The sequence below is a fragment of the Streptomyces sp. V2I9 genome, from assembly GCF_030817475.1.
GTDB lineage: Bacteria > Actinomycetota > Actinomycetes > Streptomycetales > Streptomycetaceae > Streptomyces.
This window is the reverse complement of record NZ_JAUSZJ010000002.1, coordinates 656,914-675,017: the sequence shown is the minus strand read 5'-3', so window position 1 is coordinate 675,017 and position 18,104 is coordinate 656,914. Positions and strand designations below refer to the sequence as shown.

Genomic DNA, 18,104 nt, shown 5'->3' with positions numbered 1-18,104 from the left:
TCACCAACTATGGCCAATTCGAGGAAGGTGGACTGATTTCGATGGTGCAGTGGACATCGACGGTGGGCGCGGCCCAGCTCGCCCGTCAGCTCCGGAGCCAGCAGGCCCGGCCCACCGGGCCCGCCGGCCGCAAGCCGCCCGCCTACCGCGCGCTCGCCGACGGCGTACGCCTGCTGGTCCTGGAGGGCCGGGTCCCGGTCGCCGCCCGGCTCCCCGCCGAACGCGAACTCGCCCTCGCCCTGTCCGTCAGCCGCACGACCGTCGCCGCCGCCTACGAGGCGCTGCGCTCGGAGGGCTTCCTGGAGTCGCGGCGCGGCGCGGGGAGCTGGACCGCCGCCCCGGCAGGCAACCCGCTGCCCGCCCGCGGCCTCGAACCGCTGCCGCCGGAATCGCTCGGCTCGATGATCGACCTGGGCTGTGCGGCGCTGCCCGCGCCCGAGCCGTGGCTGACCCGCGCGGTCCAGGGCGCGCTGGAGGAGCTCCCGCCGTACGCCCACACGCACGGCGACTACCCGGCCGGGCTGCCCGCCCTGCGCCGGATGATCGCCGAACGCTACACCGCGCTCGGCGTCCCGACCATGCCCGAGCAGATCATGGTCACCACCGGGGCGATGGGCGCCATCGACGCGATCTGCCATCTCTTCGCCGGCCGCGGCGAGCGGATCGCCGTCGAGTCCCCGAGTTACGCCAACATCCTCCAGCTGATGCGCGGGACCGGCGCCCGGCTGGTCCCGGTCGCGATGGAGGAAGGGCTCGGCGGCTGGGACATGAGCCGCTGGCGTCAGGTGCTGCGGGACGCCGCGCCCCGGCTCGCCTACGTGGTGGCCGACTTCCACAACCCCACCGGCGCGCTCACCGACGAGCAGCAGCGGCGGGACCTGGTGGACGCGGCCCGGTCCGCCGGAACGGTCCTGGTCGTCGACGAGACGATGATCGAACTCCGCCTGGACCCCGACACCGCGATGCCGCGCCGGGTCTGCTCCTTCGACCCGGCCGGCAGCACCGTGCTGACCGTCGGCTCGGCCAGCAAGGCGTTCTGGGCCGGGATGCGCATCGGCTGGGTGCGCGCGGCCCCGGACGTCATCCGCAGCCTGGTCGCCGCCCGTGCGTACGCCGACATGGGCACCCCCGTACTGGAGCAGCTCGCCATCAACTGGCTGATGGGCACGGGCGGCTGGGAGGAGGCCGTGGAGCTCCGCCGGAGCCAGGCGCGGGAGAACCGGGACGCCCTGGTCGCGGCGGTGCGCCGGGAGCTGCCGGACTGGGAGTTCGCCGTGCCGCGCGGCGGCCTGACCCTCTGGGCGCGCACCGGGGGCCTCTCCGGGTCGCGGCTGGCGGTGGCGGGCGAACGCGTCGGGGTCCGCGTGCCGTCCGGCCCCCGCTTCGGGGTGGACGGAGCGTTCGAGGGGTACGTACGGCTGCCGTTCACGGTGAGCGGGCCGGTCGCCGACGAGGCGGCCGTACGTCTGGCGGCGGCGGTGGAACTGGTGCGCTCCGGGGCCGGCGCGGCCTCCGACACCCCGCGGTCCTTCGTGGCCTGATGCTTTCCGGGGGAACGGACGGCTGCGGGCGGCGGACCGGTGACGGTCCGCCGCCCGCCCGCGGTGGGGCGGCCGTGCTCCCGGCTCAGCTCTCCGCGCCCGCCGGCTGCGCCTCCGCCGGCAGCCCGGACGGCCCGGCCGCGCCGCCCGTCGCCCGCGCCGTCTCCACGGACACGGGGACCTGCTCCGTCGTGCGGCCCTCGGCGGCGGACTCCCACGCGGGCTCCGCCTCCGCCGGGGCGTGCCGGCCGGGCAGCAGGCCGAGGACCGCCTCCCGGTGCGCGTCGCTCGCGTCGTCGTCGTACGGGTCCGGGGTGGCCGGCACCTGGAGGCGCAGGACCGGTCCCGTGCCGAGGCGGACATAGCCGCGCCCCGGCGGGACGCGGGGCGGCGGGGTGGTGTGCGGTTCGGCGCCCAGGACCGCGGCGATCTGCTCGCGGGAGGCCGGACCGAGGACCGCGCGGGCGCGGGTGTGGTTCAGCACGGTCCCGGTGAGGGTGTCCAACGCGTCGAACTGCTCGGCCAGGACGACGGTGACCTGGGCGGCCCGGCCGTGCCGCAACGGGACACGGAGCAGCTCCTGCGGGTCGCACCTGCCGTCGGCCGCCGCGAGATGGCCCAGCGCGCCGGGGCGGTCCAGCAGGATCCACAGTGGCCGCAGGATGTCGTCCGGCACGGGGTGGCCGCTCTGCCGGGCCCGGTTGGCGGTGATCAGCCGGCGTTCGGTCTCGTGCGCCGCCCACTCCAGCGTGGCGAGCGCCCCGCCGGGTCCGGACTCGACGGCGAGCACGCCGGCGCGCCCGGCGAGCGCGGCGTACTCGCCGGTCCCGCTGCCGTCGATGACGATGACGTCCCCGCCCTGGAGGGCCTGCAGGGCGATCGAGCGGACCAGGGTCGTGGTGCCGCCGCCGGGCTGGCCGACGGCCAGCAGGTGGGGCTCGGTCGAGCGCCCGCCGGTCCGCCAGAGAACGGGCGGGGCGTCCACGGTGGAGTCGCCGTCGCGCACGGGGACGGTGCGGGACACGGCGTCCGGGTCCGTGAAGCCGAGGACCGTCTCGCCGGGCGCGGTGACGAAGCGCTGTGCGGCGATGGTGGTGGGGAGCGCGTCCAGCACGGACATGACGAGGCGGTTGGCCTCCTCGTCCCAGCCGAAGTGGTATTCGCGGCCCCGTCCGGACTTGGCGTGGAGCAGCTGTTCGATCCGGGAGCGGGCGGCGGCCTCGCCGTCCGTGAAGTACGCCGGGTAGGCGATCCGGAGCCGGGTGAGCCGCCCGTCCCGGTCGAAGGCGTACGCGTCGAACGCCTTCGTCCAGTCGCCGCCGTGGGCGAACAGCGGCTCGGGGTCGTCGGCCGTCGAGAAGTACGGCACGAGCGCCTCGTACAGGGAGCGCAGGCGGGCGCACTCCGACTCGTCGGGCCCGGTTCGCGCGGGGGTCCGCTCCCGCCCTTTCCAGGCGGCCACGCCCATCACCGTGACCAGGGCCAGGATCGGCCCGAACGGGACGAGCGCCGCCGCGAGCACGCAGGCCGCGGCGAGGAACAGCTTGGGACCACGCCGTTCCCTGGGCGTCGCGGCCCAGTTCCGCCGACCGGCCACGGCCAGCAGCCGCAGACCGCGGACCACCGTGATCAGCGGATGGAGGACATCGGTGGCGCTGTCGGCGGCCGTGCGCGCGATCTCTCTGCCACGAGTGATCGAAACGCTGCCGCTGCTCAGAATGCGGGGGAGTGGTCGCCGGGCCACATCGGTCTCCTGAAGGGGTGGGAGCGGTTGCGGAGCGTCAGAACTTGATCCCGCCCAGCAGGCCGGCGAGGCTCGCCCCGCCCGCCGTGATGCTCGGTGCGATGGCGGTGCCGGCCAGGTAGAAGCCGAACAGTGCGCAGACGATGGCGTGGGACGCCTTGAGCCCGTCCTTCTTGAAGAACAGGAAGACGATGACGGCGAGCAGTACCACGCCCGAGATGGAAAGGATCATGAGCGGTTCTCTCCTGGTCGAAGGGGACGGTCACCATGAGTTCTTCCAGGATCACGCGAAGTATCTATATGACAAAAGGTGCAATCGAGTGAATATGGCGCACTTTCACTTGACCGGCCCAGGGAAAAGGGCTCGCGGGGAGCGGCATCGCCCGGTCCGTGCGGGGAAGGATCAGCCGCGGTGATCCCTCGCCGGGTCGGGGCCGGGCCATGTGGGCTCAGGACCAGTACCCTGTCGATTCACTCGTACGGCCCCCGTGCCGTACGGCCCACACCAGGTCGATCGCGGCGGTGACAGCCGCGACAGCAGTCGAGGAAGGCGGCCCGTCCGATGAGCGAAACCCCTGATCCCGAGGTGGTCGAGCTGGCGACCAAGGTCTTCGACCTGGCCCGCGGCGGCGAGACCGAGGCGCTCATCGCGTACGTCGAGGCCGGGGTGCCCGCCAACCTCACCAACGACCAGGGCGACACGCTGCTGATGCTCGCCGCCTACCACGGCCACGCGGCCACGGTCGCCGCCCTCGTCGCCCGCGACGCCGACCCGGACCGGGCCAACGACCGCGGCCAGACCCCGCTGGCCGGAGCCGTCTTCAAGGGCGAGGACGCCGTCGTCGACGCCCTGCTCGCCGCCGGCGCCGACCCGGCGGCCGGAACGCCGTCCGCGCTGGACACGGCCCGGATGTTCGGCAAGTCCGACCTGCTGGAACGCTTCGGTGCGCGGTGAGTCGGCGGCGGGGCCGCTGCTCGGGGCGTCCGCCGTGGGCTCCGCTGACCGGTCCGTCGTAAATGTGGTCGCGGTGGCGAAATGGCTGGGTCATCATGACGTCGCGGGCCCGCCCAGGGCCACCGACGAGAGGCAGAGGAAGATGCTCTACACCAGGCGAAGGACGGCGGTCGGCCGATCATGTCACTGCGCGGCGTAACGGTGTCCCCCCGGACACCCCCGCGTGCCGAGAGGCACGGGGCACTGCACAGTCCCGGTTGCGTCGACAGCTTGATGTGAGGCTTTCTCCCATGTTCGATCCGTTCATAGCGCCGAGCGGCACCCTGCTCGGCCTGCTGCAGAGGGGCCGCGGCGACGGCACGCTCCACGCGCTCGCCGCACCGCGCCCCGAGGCCCTCGCGGCCCTCAACCACTGCGTCGTGAGCGACCCCCGCCACGACTGGCAGGTGGAGAACCGCTCCCTCTACTACGCGCGCCTCTATCTCGACCTCGACGGCGGCATCGAGGAGATCGAGCGGCACCTCCTCGATCCCGACGACCACACCGACACCGACGACACCCGTACCGGGCTGGCGCTCTCGGTCCTCGGCCACCTCGCCTCCTACGGGCGCGACGACGCCCTGGCCCTGCTCCGCCGCTACGCGACGACCGGCGCCAACTGGGCCTGGGCCCTGGACGAACTCGCGCTGCGCGACGACGACGCAGGCCTGCGCTCCCTCGCGCTGCCCGTCCTCGCCCGCTTCCCGGCCACCGACCAGGGCACGGCCGACCTCGCCGCCGCCGTACGCGACGCCTTCGAGCCACGCCCCTGGCGGCTGTGGGCGGACGACCCGCGCGAAGCGGTCGGCGCCCGCGTCCGGGCCGCCGGCGAACAAGGCTCGTTCGACCGGTGGCAGCGCCAGATGCGCCCCGGCGGCCCCCGCCCCGGCTGGAGCGTCCAGGCGGTGTTCGACTGGGCCGAGGAGGCCCTGGAACGCGGCAGCGAACTGCACGTCCCCGCAGCCCGCTGCCTCACCGCCGTCGCCGGACCCGACGACCTCCCCCGGATCGTCGAGGCCGCCCGCCGAGGACCCGACGGCGCCCGCTGCGCCGCCCTGCACTACCTCGCGGAGGCCGGCGAACCCGTCGTCCTCGACCTCATCGAGGCCGCCGCGATCAGCCCCTCCCGCACCGTCGCCGACACGGCCGTCGCCGCCTTCGAGCGGATGACCGCCGACGACGCCGTGCGGCGGGCCCGGCGCTGGGCCCACCGCCCCGACGCCCTGGGAGCCTCCGCCGCCGGAGTGCTCGCCTGCCGAGGCACCGCCCAGGACGCTCCCCAAGTCCTCGGCGCGCTGCGGGAGGCCGTACGCGGCGACGGACCCGACGCCCCCCGTCTGTGGACCCTGGTCGACGGAGCCGGCCGCCTCGGCATCAGCTGCGCCGCCCCCGTGCTGCGCCACGTCTACCGCGAGACGTCCTCCTCGCACCTGCGGGGGAGGGCCGCCCGCGCCCTGGCCGCCACCGACCCGTCCTTCGCGACCGGGTTCGCGGTGGAGTGCCTGTGGGACTGCGAGGAGACCACCCGCGAGGTGGCCGCCCTGCACGCCGAGACCGGCGACATCCGCGTCGCCGAACGGCTGCGCCGCCTCGCCGCCGATCCGGCCGAGGAGGCCGAGGTCCAGACCGCGGTACGGAGCCGGATCGGCCCGGACGCCTCGGCGGTCTGACCGCACGGATTCCCGGAGGAGGGCCGCTCCCGGACCCTCCTCCCGGAGCCTTCCGGGGCGGCGCTCCTGCCGGACCGGGCCGGCCCTGCGGCCCCGGAGACTCCGCGCCCCCTCGGCCCGCCCCTCCCGTCCGCCCCTGCGGGGGCGCGGCCGCGGGCCCACAATGGCGCCATGACCGGACGCTGGGAGTTCTGGATCGACCGGGGCGGAACCTTCACCGACATCGTGGGCCGCCGCCCCGACGGCCGCCTGATCACCCGCAAGCTCCTCTCCCACGACCCCGGCCGCTACGACGACGCGGCCGTCGCCGGGATCCGCCTGCTCCTCGGGCTGGACCCCGGCGATCCGGTGCCCGCCGACCGGGTCGCCGCCGTGCGGATGGGCACCACCGTCGCCACCAACGCCCTGCTGGAGCGACGGGGCGAGCCGACCGTCCTGCTGATCACCGAGGGCTTCCGGGACGCGCTGCGGATCGCGTACCAGAACCGGCCCCGCCTCTTCGACCGGCACATCGTCCTGCCCGAAGCCGTCCACGAGCGCGTGATCGAGGTCCCGGAACGCCTCGACGCCGAAGGCCGCACCGTACGGCCCCTCGAACTCGGCCCCGTACGCGAACAGCTGCGCGCCGCCCACGCGGACGGGCTGCGCAGCGCCGCCGTCGTCCTGATGCACGGCTACCGCCACCCCGCCCACGAACGAGCCGTCCGGGAGGCGGCGCGCGAGGCGGGTTTCCCGCAGGTCAGCACCTCCCACGAGGTCAGCCCGCTGATCAGGCTCGTCCCCCGCGGCGACACCACCGTCGTCGACGCCTACCTCTCGCCCGTCCTGCGCCGGTACGTCGACGAGGTGGCCGCCCGCCTCGACGGGATCCGGCTGATGTTCCTCCAGTCCAACGGCGGCCTGCGCGAAGCCGCCCGGTTCCGGGGCAAGGACGCCGTCCTCTCCGGCCCGGCGGGCGGCGTCGTCGGCATGGTCCGCACCTCGCGGCTGGCCGGACACGACCGCGTCATCGGGTTCGACATGGGCGGCACCTCCACCGACGTCTCCCACTACGCCGGCGCGTTCGAACGGGGGCTGGGCACCGAGGTCGCGGGGGTGCGGATGCGCGCCCCGATGATGAGCATCCACACCGTCGCGGCCGGCGGCGGCTCCGTCCTGCACTTCGACGGCAGCCGCTACCGCGTCGGCCCCGACTCGGCCGGTGCCCATCCCGGCCCCGCCTGCTACCGCCGGGGCGGCCCCCTCACCGTCACCGACGCCAACGTGATGCTCGGCCGCGTCCAGCCCGCCCACTTCCCGGCGGTCTTCGGAGAGAACGGCGACCTTCCGCTCGACGCCGGCCCGGTCCGCGAGCGGTTCACCGCGCTCGCCGACGAGGTGGGGCGCGCCACCGGGCGGCGACCGGACGAGGCGGAGGTCGCGGCGGGCTTCCTGGAGATCGCCGTGCTCAACATGGCCAACGCCGTCAAGAAGATCTCGGTGCAGCGCGGCCACGACGTCACCCGCTACGCGCTGACCGGCTTCGGCGGCGCGGGCGGCCAGCACGTCTGCGCCGTCGCGGACGCCCTGGGCATCGACACCGTCCTCGTCCCCCCGCTCGCCGGAGTGCTCTCCGCGTACGGCATCGGGCTGGCCGACGCCACGGCGATACGCGAGCGGTCGGTGGAGGAACAGCTCGACGCGGCCTGCCAGGGGCGGGTGGCGCGGCTCTGCGCGGAGCTGGCCGACCGTACCCGCGAAGCCCTGCGCGCCGACGGAGTGGCCGACTCCGCGATCACCACGCGGGCGCGCGTGCTGCTGCGGTACGCCGGTACGGACGCGGCGCTTCCGGTGGACCTGGACGCGGAGGGCGCCATGGCCGAGGCGTTCGCCGCCGCCCACCGGGCCCGGTTCGGCTTCACCATGGACCAACCGGTCGTCGTCGAGACCGTCACCGTGGAGGCCACCGGGGCCACCGCCACGACCTCCACCGGGGCCTGCGGCACGAGCGACGGCGCCGGGCCCGCCTCCGGCCCCGGGCCCGGCCCGGAAGGCATCGCGCCCGCCCCCGGCCCGGACGCCGACCCCGGCTCCGGGACCCCGCCCGGCCCGGCCGACACCGTGGACCTGTACGCCGAAGGGCGGTGGCAGCGGGCTCCGCTGTACCGCCGGGCGGACCTGCGCCCCACCGACGCCCTCACCGGGCCCGCGATCGTCGCCGAGGAGGACGCCACCACCGTCGTCGACCCCGGCTGGCGCGCCGAAGCGTCCCCGACCGGCCATCTCGTCCTCACCCGCAGCAGCCCCCGGCCCGAACGCACCGCCGTCGGCACCCGGGTGGACCCGGTGATGCTGGAGGTCTTCAACAACCTCTTCATGTCGATCGCCGAGCAGATGGGCGTCCGCCTGCAGAACACCGCCCACTCCGTCAACATCAAGGAGCGCCTCGACTTCTCCTGCGCCCTGTTCGACGCCGAGGGCAACCTGATCGCCAACGCCCCGCACATCCCCGTGCACCTCGGCTCGATGGGCGAGTCGATCAAGGAGGTCCTGCGGCGCAACAAGGGCGCTCTGCGCCCCGGCGACGTGTACGCCGTCAACGACCCGTACCACGGCGGCACCCACCTGCCCGACGTCACCGTGGTCACCCCCGTCTTCGACGAGGACGAGGACGAGCACCGGGACGGGGAGGGCGACGGGGACGGGGGTGCGGACGGCGTCCGGGGCGGCCGGCTCCGCTTCCTGGTGGCCTCGCGCGGGCACCACGCCGAGATCGGCGGCATCACCCCCGGCTCCATGCCCGCCTTCAGCCGGACGATCCACGAGGAGGGCGTGCTCTTCGACCACTGGCTCCTCGTCCGCGGCGGGCGGCTGCGCGAGGCCGAGACCCGCGAACTCCTCGCCTCCGCCCCGTACCCCTCCCGCGACCCGGACACCAACCTCGCCGACCTCCGCGCCCAGATCGCCGCCAACGAGAAGGGCATCGCCGAACTGCGGCGCGTGGTGGGCCAGTTCGGCTCGGACGTCGTGCACGCCTACATGGGCCACGTCCAGGACAACGCCGAGGAAGCGGTACGCCGCATCGTCGCCCGCCTGCACGACGGGGAATGCCGCTACGAGACCGACAGCGGGGCCGTGATCCAGGTGCGGCTCACCGTCGACCGGGACGCCCGCGCCGCCCATCTCGACTTCACCGGGACCTCGCCCCAGCTGCCCGGCAACGCCAACGCGCCCCGCTCCGTCGTCATGGCCGCCGTCCTCTACGTCTTCCGCACCCTCGTCGGGGAGGACATCCCGCTCAACAGCGGCTGCCTGAAGCCCCTGGAGGTGACGATCCCGCCCGGCTCCCTGCTCGACCCCGCGTACCCGGCGGCCACCGTCGCGGGCAACGTGGAGACCTCCCAGGCGGTCACCGGAGCGCTGTACGGGGCGATCGGCGGCCAGGCCGAGGGCTCCGGCACCATGAACAACCTCACCTTCGGCAACGACCACGTCCAGTACTACGAGACGATCGCCAGCGGGTCCGGCGCGGGCGACGGCTTCGACGGCGCGGACGCCGTGCAGACCCACATGACCAACTCGCGGCTCACCGACCCGGAGATCCTGGAGTGGCGGCTCCCCGTCCGCCTGGAGTCCTTCACGGTCCGCGACGGCAGCGGGGGAGCGGGCCGATGGCACGGCGGCGACGGCGTCGAGCGCCGCCTCCGCTTCCTGGAACCCGTCACGGCCACCCTGCTCTCCGGCCACCGCCGCGTCCCGCCGTACGGAGCGGGCGGCGGGGAGCCCGGAGCGCTCGGGGAGCAGCACATCGAGCGTGCGGACGGCGGAGTCGTCCCGCTGGAGGGATGCGACACCGCCGGACTGGAGGCGGGAGACGTGCTGGTGGTCCGCACTCCGGGCGGCGGGGGATACGGCCCCGCGCGACCGTAGGGCCTGTTCCCGTCCGCCGCGCCTCCCCCTGCGGGCGACGACGGGAACGGCCGGACAGGCCGCGGGGCCCCGTGCCGCACCGGTCGCATAAGCGCCGTTTCGACCGTTGTCCGTGCGAGGACCTAATCTGTCCCACGTGACTTCGCCTGCCTACCCGGACACCGCCTCGCCGCAGCTCGGCGCGGGGCCGCGGCCTGCCCCGGGCCCCGCCGCCGACGAGGGGCTCTCGCGGCGGCTGCGCGCGCTCGCGTGCACGGCGCCGCTGCACGACCTGGACGTCCGCAAGGCGAATCTGGCCGGCGAGTACACGGTGTACGCCATGGCGGAGGTCGCGCTCGCCGCGATCGACCACGTCACCCTCAACATGGACTTCGACACCGGGGCCGACCACGACCAGATAGTGGCCAGACTGCTGCCCCGGGTCGGCGCCCAGGCCCCCGACCGTCCCGTCGCCGAGCACGAACGGGTCGCCCGCTGGGTCCTGGAGAACCTGATCAACGTCGGCAGCGTCGACCGGGGCTTCCGCGCGGTCTACGGAACCTTCGGCCCCGACGGGACCTACGTCCGCCGGGACTACGACTTCAAGCTCATCGAAGAGGTGCCGGGCCACGGCGGCACGGTCTACCTCCGCGCCACCGACGAAGCGGTCAACGTCCTCGTCGGCGCGCTCGACACCGATGTCACCAGCGCCCAGATCGCCGCCGAGGTCAAGCTGGAGGTCCTCATCAGCCGGGGGCGCCTCGCGGACGCCCAGCTCGCCGCCGAACAGGCCCGCTACCGCACCGTGCAGTACGCCGAGACCCTGCGCCGGACCCTGGAGGCCACCCGGCGCAACGTCCGCGCCGTCGACTGGCTCCACACCGTCCCGGACATGATCGCCGAGGCCCTGGAGCACGTCGCCGACCGCTACCGCCACGAGAACGCGATCCTCACCAACATCCGCAAGGCCCGCGACGAGGCCGAGGAGCCCGAGCACAAGCGCCGGGCCGCCGAACTGGTCGACATCGTCAAGGACTGCATCCGCCGCCACACCCAGCTCCAGTCCCGGCTGCTGGAAGCGGGCCCCCTCTTCCGCGCCGAGCAGGACCGCCAGGCGTTCGCCCCGCCCGCCGCCCACACGGGCCTCGATCTGTACGGGCAGCTCCTCGCCCCGCTCCTCCCGCTCCCCGTCGAACGGTCCGGCCGGGTCACCGACGCCTTCTTCGCCCACGGCACCGGGCTGCGCACCCCCACCGCCGTACGCGTCGGGGACCTGGTCGACCTGCTCCTCACCCCGCCGCTGGAGCGCGAGCACCTGGGCGCGGAGATGCCCGAGCCCGACCTGATCGCCACCCCGGACGACAGCCGGTTCAGCGAGGAGCAGCTCGCCCGCGCCATGACCCTGCTCGACCTGGAGCACGACGCCCCGCGCCGGCTCTCCGGACTGCTCGCCGAGGCCCGCCGCAGCGGCGGCGACGGCGAGGACCTCGCCTACCTGGTCGCCCTGCTCGCCGTGCACGCCGCCAGCCCGCCGGTCGGCACCGCCTACCGGCAGGGCGAGCGGCGACTGCTGTTCGCCGTCGACGACGGCACCGAGCTGGACGACCCGAAGTTCGGCGGCGCCGACCTGATCGTGGGCACCGCACTGCTGGACGCCGCCGGGATGGCCGCCGACCGCAAGGAGGCATCGTGACCGGCCCGGCCCCGTCCGCCGCCCCTCCCCGCGCGGCCGGCCCCGTCCTCCCTCCGCACCCCCACGTCTTTCGTACCGAGGAGTCCCAGCCGTGAGCGACCACGACGCCGAGCACCCCGACGCGTGGACCGAGCCCTCCGCGTACGCCGGTCCCCCCACCCCGTACGCGGGTGACTCCGCGCCCTCCGGGGCCGCCGACCCCGCCGGGCACAGCGCCGTCACCCCGGCCGACGCCGCCGACGCGGCCCGCCTGGTCTCCTTCGGGCTCCAGCCCAAGCTGCTGCCCGCCCGCGACGCCGAGTACGCCGACCTGCTGCGGCGCTACCGGGAGGAGAGCGCCTTCGCCCGGCTCGCCGACGCCGTGGCCACCGGACTCGGCCTCATCGTCCTGGAGGTCTCCCCGCGCGCCGGGATGGCCGTGACCGCCGGTGAGGACTCCGTCTTCGCCGTCCGCATGGGCGACTACGCGCGCCGCGCCTCCTCCGACTCCGCCGACCGCTTCCTGCACGGTCTCGCCCACCTCGCCGTCGCCGCCCTGGCCTTCCCCCGCCCCGAGGACCTCGCCGACGACGCGTACATCGGCCGGATCACGGTCAACGGCGTCGACGCCTTCGTACGCCAGGCATGCCGGCGCCTGGAGGAGCGCGCCGAGGAACAGGGGGACAACACCGACCCGGCCAGCGACGCCCCCGGCCTCGAAGCGGGCTGGCGGATCTACGCCCGCCGCAGCGCCACCGGCGCCACCAAGGACGCCCGCCGGCTCGCCGGCTCCACCACCGGCATCATCGGCAAGGCCGTCGCCTTCCTCACCGACTCCGGCTTCCTCCAGCGCACCGGCGACGACGCGGGCGGCGCCTACCGCACCACCGCCCGCTACCAGCTCCAGGTCCGCGACCTCGCGGGCAGTGCCGCCATGGCCGAACTGCTGGAGCTCGGCGTCGTCCCCGTCACCGACGGCTCCGCCACCCTGCTGCCGCCACCCGACCCCGACAGCATGGAGCTCGCCGCCGACGCGGGTCTGCCCTTCCACTCCTGACCGCCCCGGCCGGCCTTCCCCTCCGGACCCGTTCCGGCCGACCCCGTCCTGACGGCCGGTGATCCCTCCGGCCGGCCGTCCCGACGGCCGTCCCCGCCCTGCCGCTCCGCTCACCGAACGACGAGAGTCCCCCGCCATGTACGAGTTGTCCCGGGTCCGCCTCTACTCCATCGGGCCTGCCGGTGCGCGCTACGCCGACACCGTCCTCGACCTGCGCGGAGTCGGCGCACCCGTCCCCGACCCCGCCCCCGCCCAGGCGGAGTTCTTCGAGGACGAGCCGGTCGGCCCGCCCCGCCGCCCCGCTCCGGCGGGCGTCCTCTTCCTGGAGAACGGCGGCGGCAAGTCCGTCCTGCTGAAGCTGATCTTCTCCGTGATGCTCCCCGGACACCGCAACACCCTCGGCGGGGCCAGCTCCGGTGTGCTGCGCAAATTCCTCCTCGCCGACGACTGCGGGCACGTAGCCCTGGAGTGGCAGCACACCCTCACCGGTGAGTGCGTCGTCGTCGGCAAGGTCAGCGAGTGGCGGGGACGGCAGGTCTCCAACGACCCGCGCAAGTTCGCCGAAGCCTGGTACTCGTTCCGGCCCGGCCCCGGTCTCAGCCTGGACAGCCTGCCCGTCGCCGAGTCCTCCGCCGTGGGCCGACCCTCCGAAGGCGTCTCCGGCGCACGCGGTAGGCGGCGCACGATGAAGGGCTTCCGCGACGCGCTGATGGACGCGGGCAAGTTCTACGCGCACCTCGACGTGCACTGGGAAGAGATCCACGACCGCTGGAACGAACACCTCGGCGACCTCGGCCTCGACCCCGAACTCTTCCGCTACCAGCGCGAGATGAACGCCGACGAGGGTGAGGCCGCCGGCCTCTTCGCGGTGAAGAAGGACTCCGACTTCACCGACCTCCTGCTCCGCGCCGTCACCGACACCCGCGACACCGACGGGCTCGCGGACCTGGTCGGCGGATTCGGCAACAAGCTGGGCCGGCGCGCCGAGCTGACCGCCGAACGCGACTTCACCGCGGGCTCGGTGGACCTCCTCGGCCGGATCGTCGAGGCCACCGAGACCCGCACCCGTGCCCGCGACATCCACGCCGGGGCCGAACGCCGCACCCGCACCCTGGCCCGCCGCCTCTCCGCCCGCGCCGCCGAGGAACGGGGTCGCGCCGCCGAGCTGGCCGAGCAGGTCACCGCCGCCGCCCACACCGTCACCGAGGCCGAGTCCGCCCGCGGCCGCCGCGCCCTGATCGCCGCCGAACTCGCCTACCGGCACGCCTCGCTGGCCCTGACCGCGGCCGAGAAGAGCGCCGCCGCCGGACGCAAGGAGCTGGTCGAGGCCCGCACCCTGCACGCCGCCTGGCAGGCCGCCGAAGCCGTGCTGCGCCACCGCGCCGCCGCCGACCGCTCGGCCAGGGTCGCCGCCGCCATCCGCGAGGCCGAACGCGACGCCGCCCCCGCCCTCGCCGCCCGCAGCGCCGCCGCCACCGACCTCGTCCGCGCCCTGCACCGGGCCGCCGAGGAGGGTGAACGCCTCGCCAACGAGGAGGAGGAGCGCTCCGACACCCTCCAGGCCACCGGCGAACGCGCCCACCGCGACGCCACCGTCGCCGCCACCGAGGCCCAGCGCGCCCGGAGCGAGGCGGGGCACCTGCGCCAGCGCCTGGCCGAAGTGGGCCAGGAGACCGCCGAAGCCGTCCGGGCCGGCTGGCTCGACGACACCGCGCCCGACGCCGACCCCGCCCGCGCGGCCCTCGCCGCCAGCGACGCCGAACAGTCCGCGGTCGCCGCCTGGGACACCGCCCGCGAAGCAGCCCGCTCCGCCGCCGACACCGCCCGCGAGGCGGCCGCCGCCGAGAGCCGCGCCGAACTGGCCGCCGCCCGCGCCGCCGACGGGGCCAGGGCCGCCGAACACGCCCACCAGGACGAGCTGCGCGCCGCCGCGTCCATCGCCGCCGACCCCCGCCTCGCGGAGCTGCTGGGCCTCCCCACCGCCACCGGCGTCCCCCACCCCCGCCGGGAGACCGGCGACGAGGCGCCGGGATCCGGCCAGGGCGCCACCGCGAGCCCCGGCCGACCGGGTGACGACGCGACCGCCTCCCCCTCCGAACCCCTGGCCGCCGCCGGATCGGCCACCGATCGCGCCGTGGCCCTGGCGGATCAGTCTGCCGCCCAACGGCCGCTGACCGCCGAGGAGTTCGACCGCAGCGCCGACGAGCTGCGCGACCTCCTCGACCAGTCCGTCGCCGCCGCCGAGCGCCGCCTCTTCGACCTGCGCACCGCCGCCGCCGACGACGCCCGCATCCTCGGCGCGCTCGGGGAGGGCGGGCTGCTGCCGCCCGGCCCCGACGTCCTCGCCACCGTCGAGTACCTGGGCGAGCACGGCATCCCCGCCCTGCCCGGCTGGCGCTACCTCGCGCAGGCCGTCGACCCGGCCGACCACGCCGCCGTCCTCGCCGCCCGCCCGGAGCTGGTCGACGGCGTCGTCATCACCGACCCCGACGCCCACACCCGCGCCCGCGAGGTCCTCGGCGGCGCGGCCCTGCTGCCCCGCTCCGCCGTGGCCGTGGGCACCGCCGCCGCCCTCCTCGCCCCCGTACCGCCCCCCGGCGCCGGCTCCGACGACCGGGGCGACGGGGTCTTCCTCGTTCCGCCGAACCCGGCCATGCACGACGAACACGCCGCCGACGAGGAGCGCCACGCGCTGCGCAGCCGCGCCGCCGCCCGCGACGAGGACATCAGGACCCTCGCGGCCCGCCTCTCCGGCGACCGCGCCCTCGCCTCCCGCATCGGCTCCTGGCGCGCCGACTGCCCGCCCGGCATGCTCGCCGAACTGGCCGAGGCCGCCGCCACCGCCCGCACGGCCGCCGAGAGCGCCGAAGCCGTCCTCGCCGAGGCCCGCACCGCCCGCGCCGAGGCCGACGAGGCCGCCGCCGACACCGCCAGGGTCCGCGACGAACGCCAGGAAGCCGCCCAGCGCGCCCGCCGCGCCGCCGACGCCCTGGCCGGCCTCGCCCACCGGCTCCGCGAGCGGGCCGGCTGGCAGGCCAGGCTGCGCGAACTGGTCGACGAGGCCGCCGAGTCGGAGGCCCGCGCCGCCGTCTGCCTCGACCTCGCCCGCGCCGCGGACGAGGACCGCAGGGCCGCCCAGCGCGCCGGGGACGACGCCCGCCGCACCGCCCGCGCCCTGCGGGCCGAGCGCGCCGAGATCGCCGGGGTGCCCGAGGTCCTGCCCGAGGCGGACGAGTCGCGGGCCCGTATCGCCCTGCCCGCCCTGCGCGAGGCGTACCGGGCCGCGTCCCAGCTGTACGAGAAGGTCGGCGTCGGCGCCGACCTGCGCGCCGAACAGGCCCGCGCCGAGAGCGACGAGAGCGCCGCCCTGGCCGAGCTGGACCGCCTCACCAACAAGGTCCGCACCCGTGCCGCCCAGCTCCTGGAGGGCACCGACGGAGCCGACGGCCCGTCCCGCCAGGCCGCCACCGCCCGCGCCGAAGCGCACGTCCAGCTCCTGGAGACCCGCGCCTCCACCGCCAGCGAGCACCTGGGCCGCCTGCGCGGCGAGGCCGAACGGCTCGCCCCCGACGACGAGCGGCCGCACCACACCGAACTGCCCGAGGAACTGGTCCCGGCCGACGCCGAGAGTGCCCAGAACCTGCTGCGCACCGCCACCGCCGAGCTGGCCGAGGCCACCGCCGCCCTGGACACCGCCCGCGCCGCCCACGGCGAACTGCTGCGCGCCCACCGCACCGCCGAGGACTCCGCCGGAGGTTTCGACGAGACCGCCGCCCTCCTGCGCGACCTCCTGCGCGACCACGGCGCGGAGGAGGGGACCGAGGACCCCGACCCGTACCCCGGCACCCTGGAGGAGGCCCGGCAGTCCGCCGCCGAGTCCCGCCGCTCCCTGCGCGGCTGCAACGCCGACCTCTCGGCCGCCGAGAGCGCGGTCCGGGAGGCGAGCGACATCCTCGTCCGGCACGCCAACTCCACCCGGTACGAGCAGGTCCGCACCCCGGCCCGCCAGCAGATCCGCGAGCTGCCCGCCTCGGCCCTGCCCGAGCACGCCGGGAGGTGGGCCGACGCCTTCGCCCCCCGGCTCCGCGTCCTCACCGACGAGCTGATCCAGCTCGAACGCAACCGCGAATCCATCGTCGACCGGCTGCGCGGACTGGTCGAGTCCGCGCTCACCACCCTGCGCTCCGCCCAGCGGCTCTCCCAGCTCCCCGAAGGACTGGGGGAGTGGTCGGGGCAGGAGTTCCTCCGGATCCGTTTCGAGGAGCCCGACCAGGCCACCCTCACCGACCGCCTCGGCGAGGTCATCGACGAGGCCACCCACGCCGCCCTCAAGAAGAACTCCGACCTGCGCCGGGACGGTATGTCCCTGCTGCTGAGGGGCGTCGAGGCGGCGCTGCGGCCCAAGGGCATCGCGGTGGAGATCCTGAAGCCGGACGCCGTACTGCGCGCCGAACGCGTCCCGGTCGGGCAGATGGGCGACGTCTTCTCCGGCGGCCAGCTGCTCACCGCGGCCATCGCCCTCTACTGCACGATGGCCGCGCTGCGCAGCAACGACCGGGGCCGCGACCGCCACCGGCACGCGGGCACCCTGTTCCTCGACAACCCGATCGGCCGCGCCAACGCCACGTATCTGCTGGAGCTCCAGCGCGCCGTGTCGGACGCGCTCGGCGTGCAACTGCTCTACACGACCGGCCTGTTCGACACGACCGCGCTCGCCGAATTCCCCCTCGTCATCCGGCTGCGCAACGACGCCGACCTGAGGGCGGGGCTCAAATACATCAGCGTGGAGGAGCACCTTCGCCCCGGCCTGCCGCAACAGGACCCGGAAGGGGAGACGGTGCACGGTGAGATCACGGCGACCCGGATGTTCAAGCGGAACGAGCAGGGCGCCGTCGGGACGCCGGCCGCGCCGCAGCCCGGCGCGTGACCGCCAGGGGCCCGTGGGGGGACCGCCGCCTGCCGCTTGCGGGCCGGCGGCGACAGACCCTTACGGGCCCCTGGCCGGTCCGCCCGCCCCGGATCTTCCGGACGGGCCGGCCCGCCCCGGAGGAGGGCCGGGTCAGGCCCGCGAAAGGTCCCCGGCGCCCCGGTGGGGGCCTATGCCGCTGCCCACGCCGTCCCGCTCGGCCGCCCGCTGGGCACGGCGGGACCGGCGCCGCTCACGGCGTATCTGCCGGGCCGTGCTGCTCGGCACGGACACCACGCCGTGCCGCTGGTTCCACACCTGCCGGGTGACCCAGACGTCGAGGACCGCCCAGGTGGCGACCACCGTGCTGGCCACACTGCTGAGCACCGTCGGGAAGGCCAGCCAGGAGCCGGCCAAGGTGCTCAGAAAGGCGATCATCGCCTGGATGAGCGTGAACGACACGATCAGAACGGCGCGCACGGCGGCCGTCCGCACCGCGTCGGGCATGCGCCGCCTCGCGGCCGGCTCCTCCACCCACAACTGCCGCGGTGCCCCCGCCCCGTCCCCGGCATCCGTCCGCGCGGCTGCCGGCGCTCCGGCGCTCCCGCGTTCCTGCGTGCTCACGTTCTTCA

Annotated in this window: 10 protein-coding genes; 7 read left to right on the top strand and 3 right to left on the bottom strand. The window is 75.4% G+C overall.

All coding sequences use genetic code 11. The features are described 5' to 3' along the window. Positions 1 to 41: 41 nt before the first annotated feature. Positions 42 to 1,541, top strand: coding sequence for a PLP-dependent aminotransferase family protein (locus tag QFZ71_RS02970; protein ID WP_307666682.1), 1,500 nt, complete (start codon positions 42 to 44; stop codon positions 1,539 to 1,541). An 85-nt stretch (positions 1,542 to 1,626) separates the two neighbouring features. Here the strand turns inward: QFZ71_RS02970 and QFZ71_RS02965 are convergent, their stop codons facing one another. Both QFZ71_RS02965 and QFZ71_RS02960 read right to left on the bottom strand, forming a co-directional pair. Then, positions 1,627 to 3,285 (bottom strand): hypothetical protein, encoded by a 1,659-nt coding sequence (locus QFZ71_RS02965; RefSeq protein ID WP_307666681.1) that lies wholly within the window; start codon positions 3,283 to 3,285, stop codon positions 1,627 to 1,629. 37 nt (positions 3,286 to 3,322) lie between these two features. Beyond that, complete coding sequence (locus tag QFZ71_RS02960) at positions 3,323 to 3,517, bottom strand: hypothetical protein (protein ID WP_030589427.1); 195 nt, start codon at positions 3,515 to 3,517, stop codon at positions 3,323 to 3,325. 330 nt (positions 3,518 to 3,847) lie between these two features. Between QFZ71_RS02960 and QFZ71_RS02955 the strand changes: the two genes are divergently transcribed. The 6 genes from QFZ71_RS02955 to QFZ71_RS02930 all read left to right on the top strand — a co-directional run bounded on the left by QFZ71_RS02955 (position 3,848) and on the right by QFZ71_RS02930 (position 17,493). Further along, a complete protein-coding gene (locus QFZ71_RS02955; RefSeq protein WP_307666680.1) occupies positions 3,848 to 4,240 on the top strand; it encodes an ankyrin repeat domain-containing protein in 393 nt (130 codons plus the stop codon). A 290-nt stretch (positions 4,241 to 4,530) separates the two neighbouring features. Continuing rightward, entirely contained in the window at positions 4,531 to 5,949 is a 1,419-nt protein-coding gene (locus QFZ71_RS02950; RefSeq protein ID WP_307666679.1) for a HEAT repeat domain-containing protein, read from the top strand. 171 nt (positions 5,950 to 6,120) lie between these two features. Further along, positions 6,121 to 9,858: a hydantoinase B/oxoprolinase family protein gene (locus QFZ71_RS02945; protein WP_307666678.1), complete on the top strand. Its 3,738-nt coding sequence runs from the start codon at positions 6,121 to 6,123 to the stop codon at positions 9,856 to 9,858. A 136-nt stretch (positions 9,859 to 9,994) separates the two neighbouring features. Next, positions 9,995 to 11,530: a hypothetical protein gene (locus tag QFZ71_RS02940; RefSeq protein ID WP_307666677.1), complete on the top strand. Its 1,536-nt coding sequence runs from the start codon at positions 9,995 to 9,997 to the stop codon at positions 11,528 to 11,530. Between the two features lie 91 nt (positions 11,531 to 11,621). After that, entirely contained in the window at positions 11,622 to 12,566 is a 945-nt protein-coding gene (locus tag QFZ71_RS02935) for a hypothetical protein (RefSeq protein ID WP_307666676.1), read from the top strand. Between the two features lie 136 nt (positions 12,567 to 12,702). Next, positions 12,703 to 17,493 carry a hypothetical protein gene (locus QFZ71_RS02930; RefSeq protein WP_307666675.1) on the top strand — a complete coding sequence of 1,597 codons (4,791 nt, stop codon included), beginning with the start codon at positions 12,703 to 12,705 and terminating at the stop codon, positions 17,491 to 17,493. A 132-nt stretch (positions 17,494 to 17,625) separates the two neighbouring features. On the opposite strand, the gene QFZ71_RS02925 is transcribed toward QFZ71_RS02930, so the two are convergent. Then, complete coding sequence (locus QFZ71_RS02925; RefSeq protein WP_373465181.1) at positions 17,626 to 17,979, bottom strand: hypothetical protein; 354 nt, start codon at positions 17,977 to 17,979, stop codon at positions 17,626 to 17,628. Between the last annotated feature and the right edge of the window lie 125 nt (positions 17,980 to 18,104).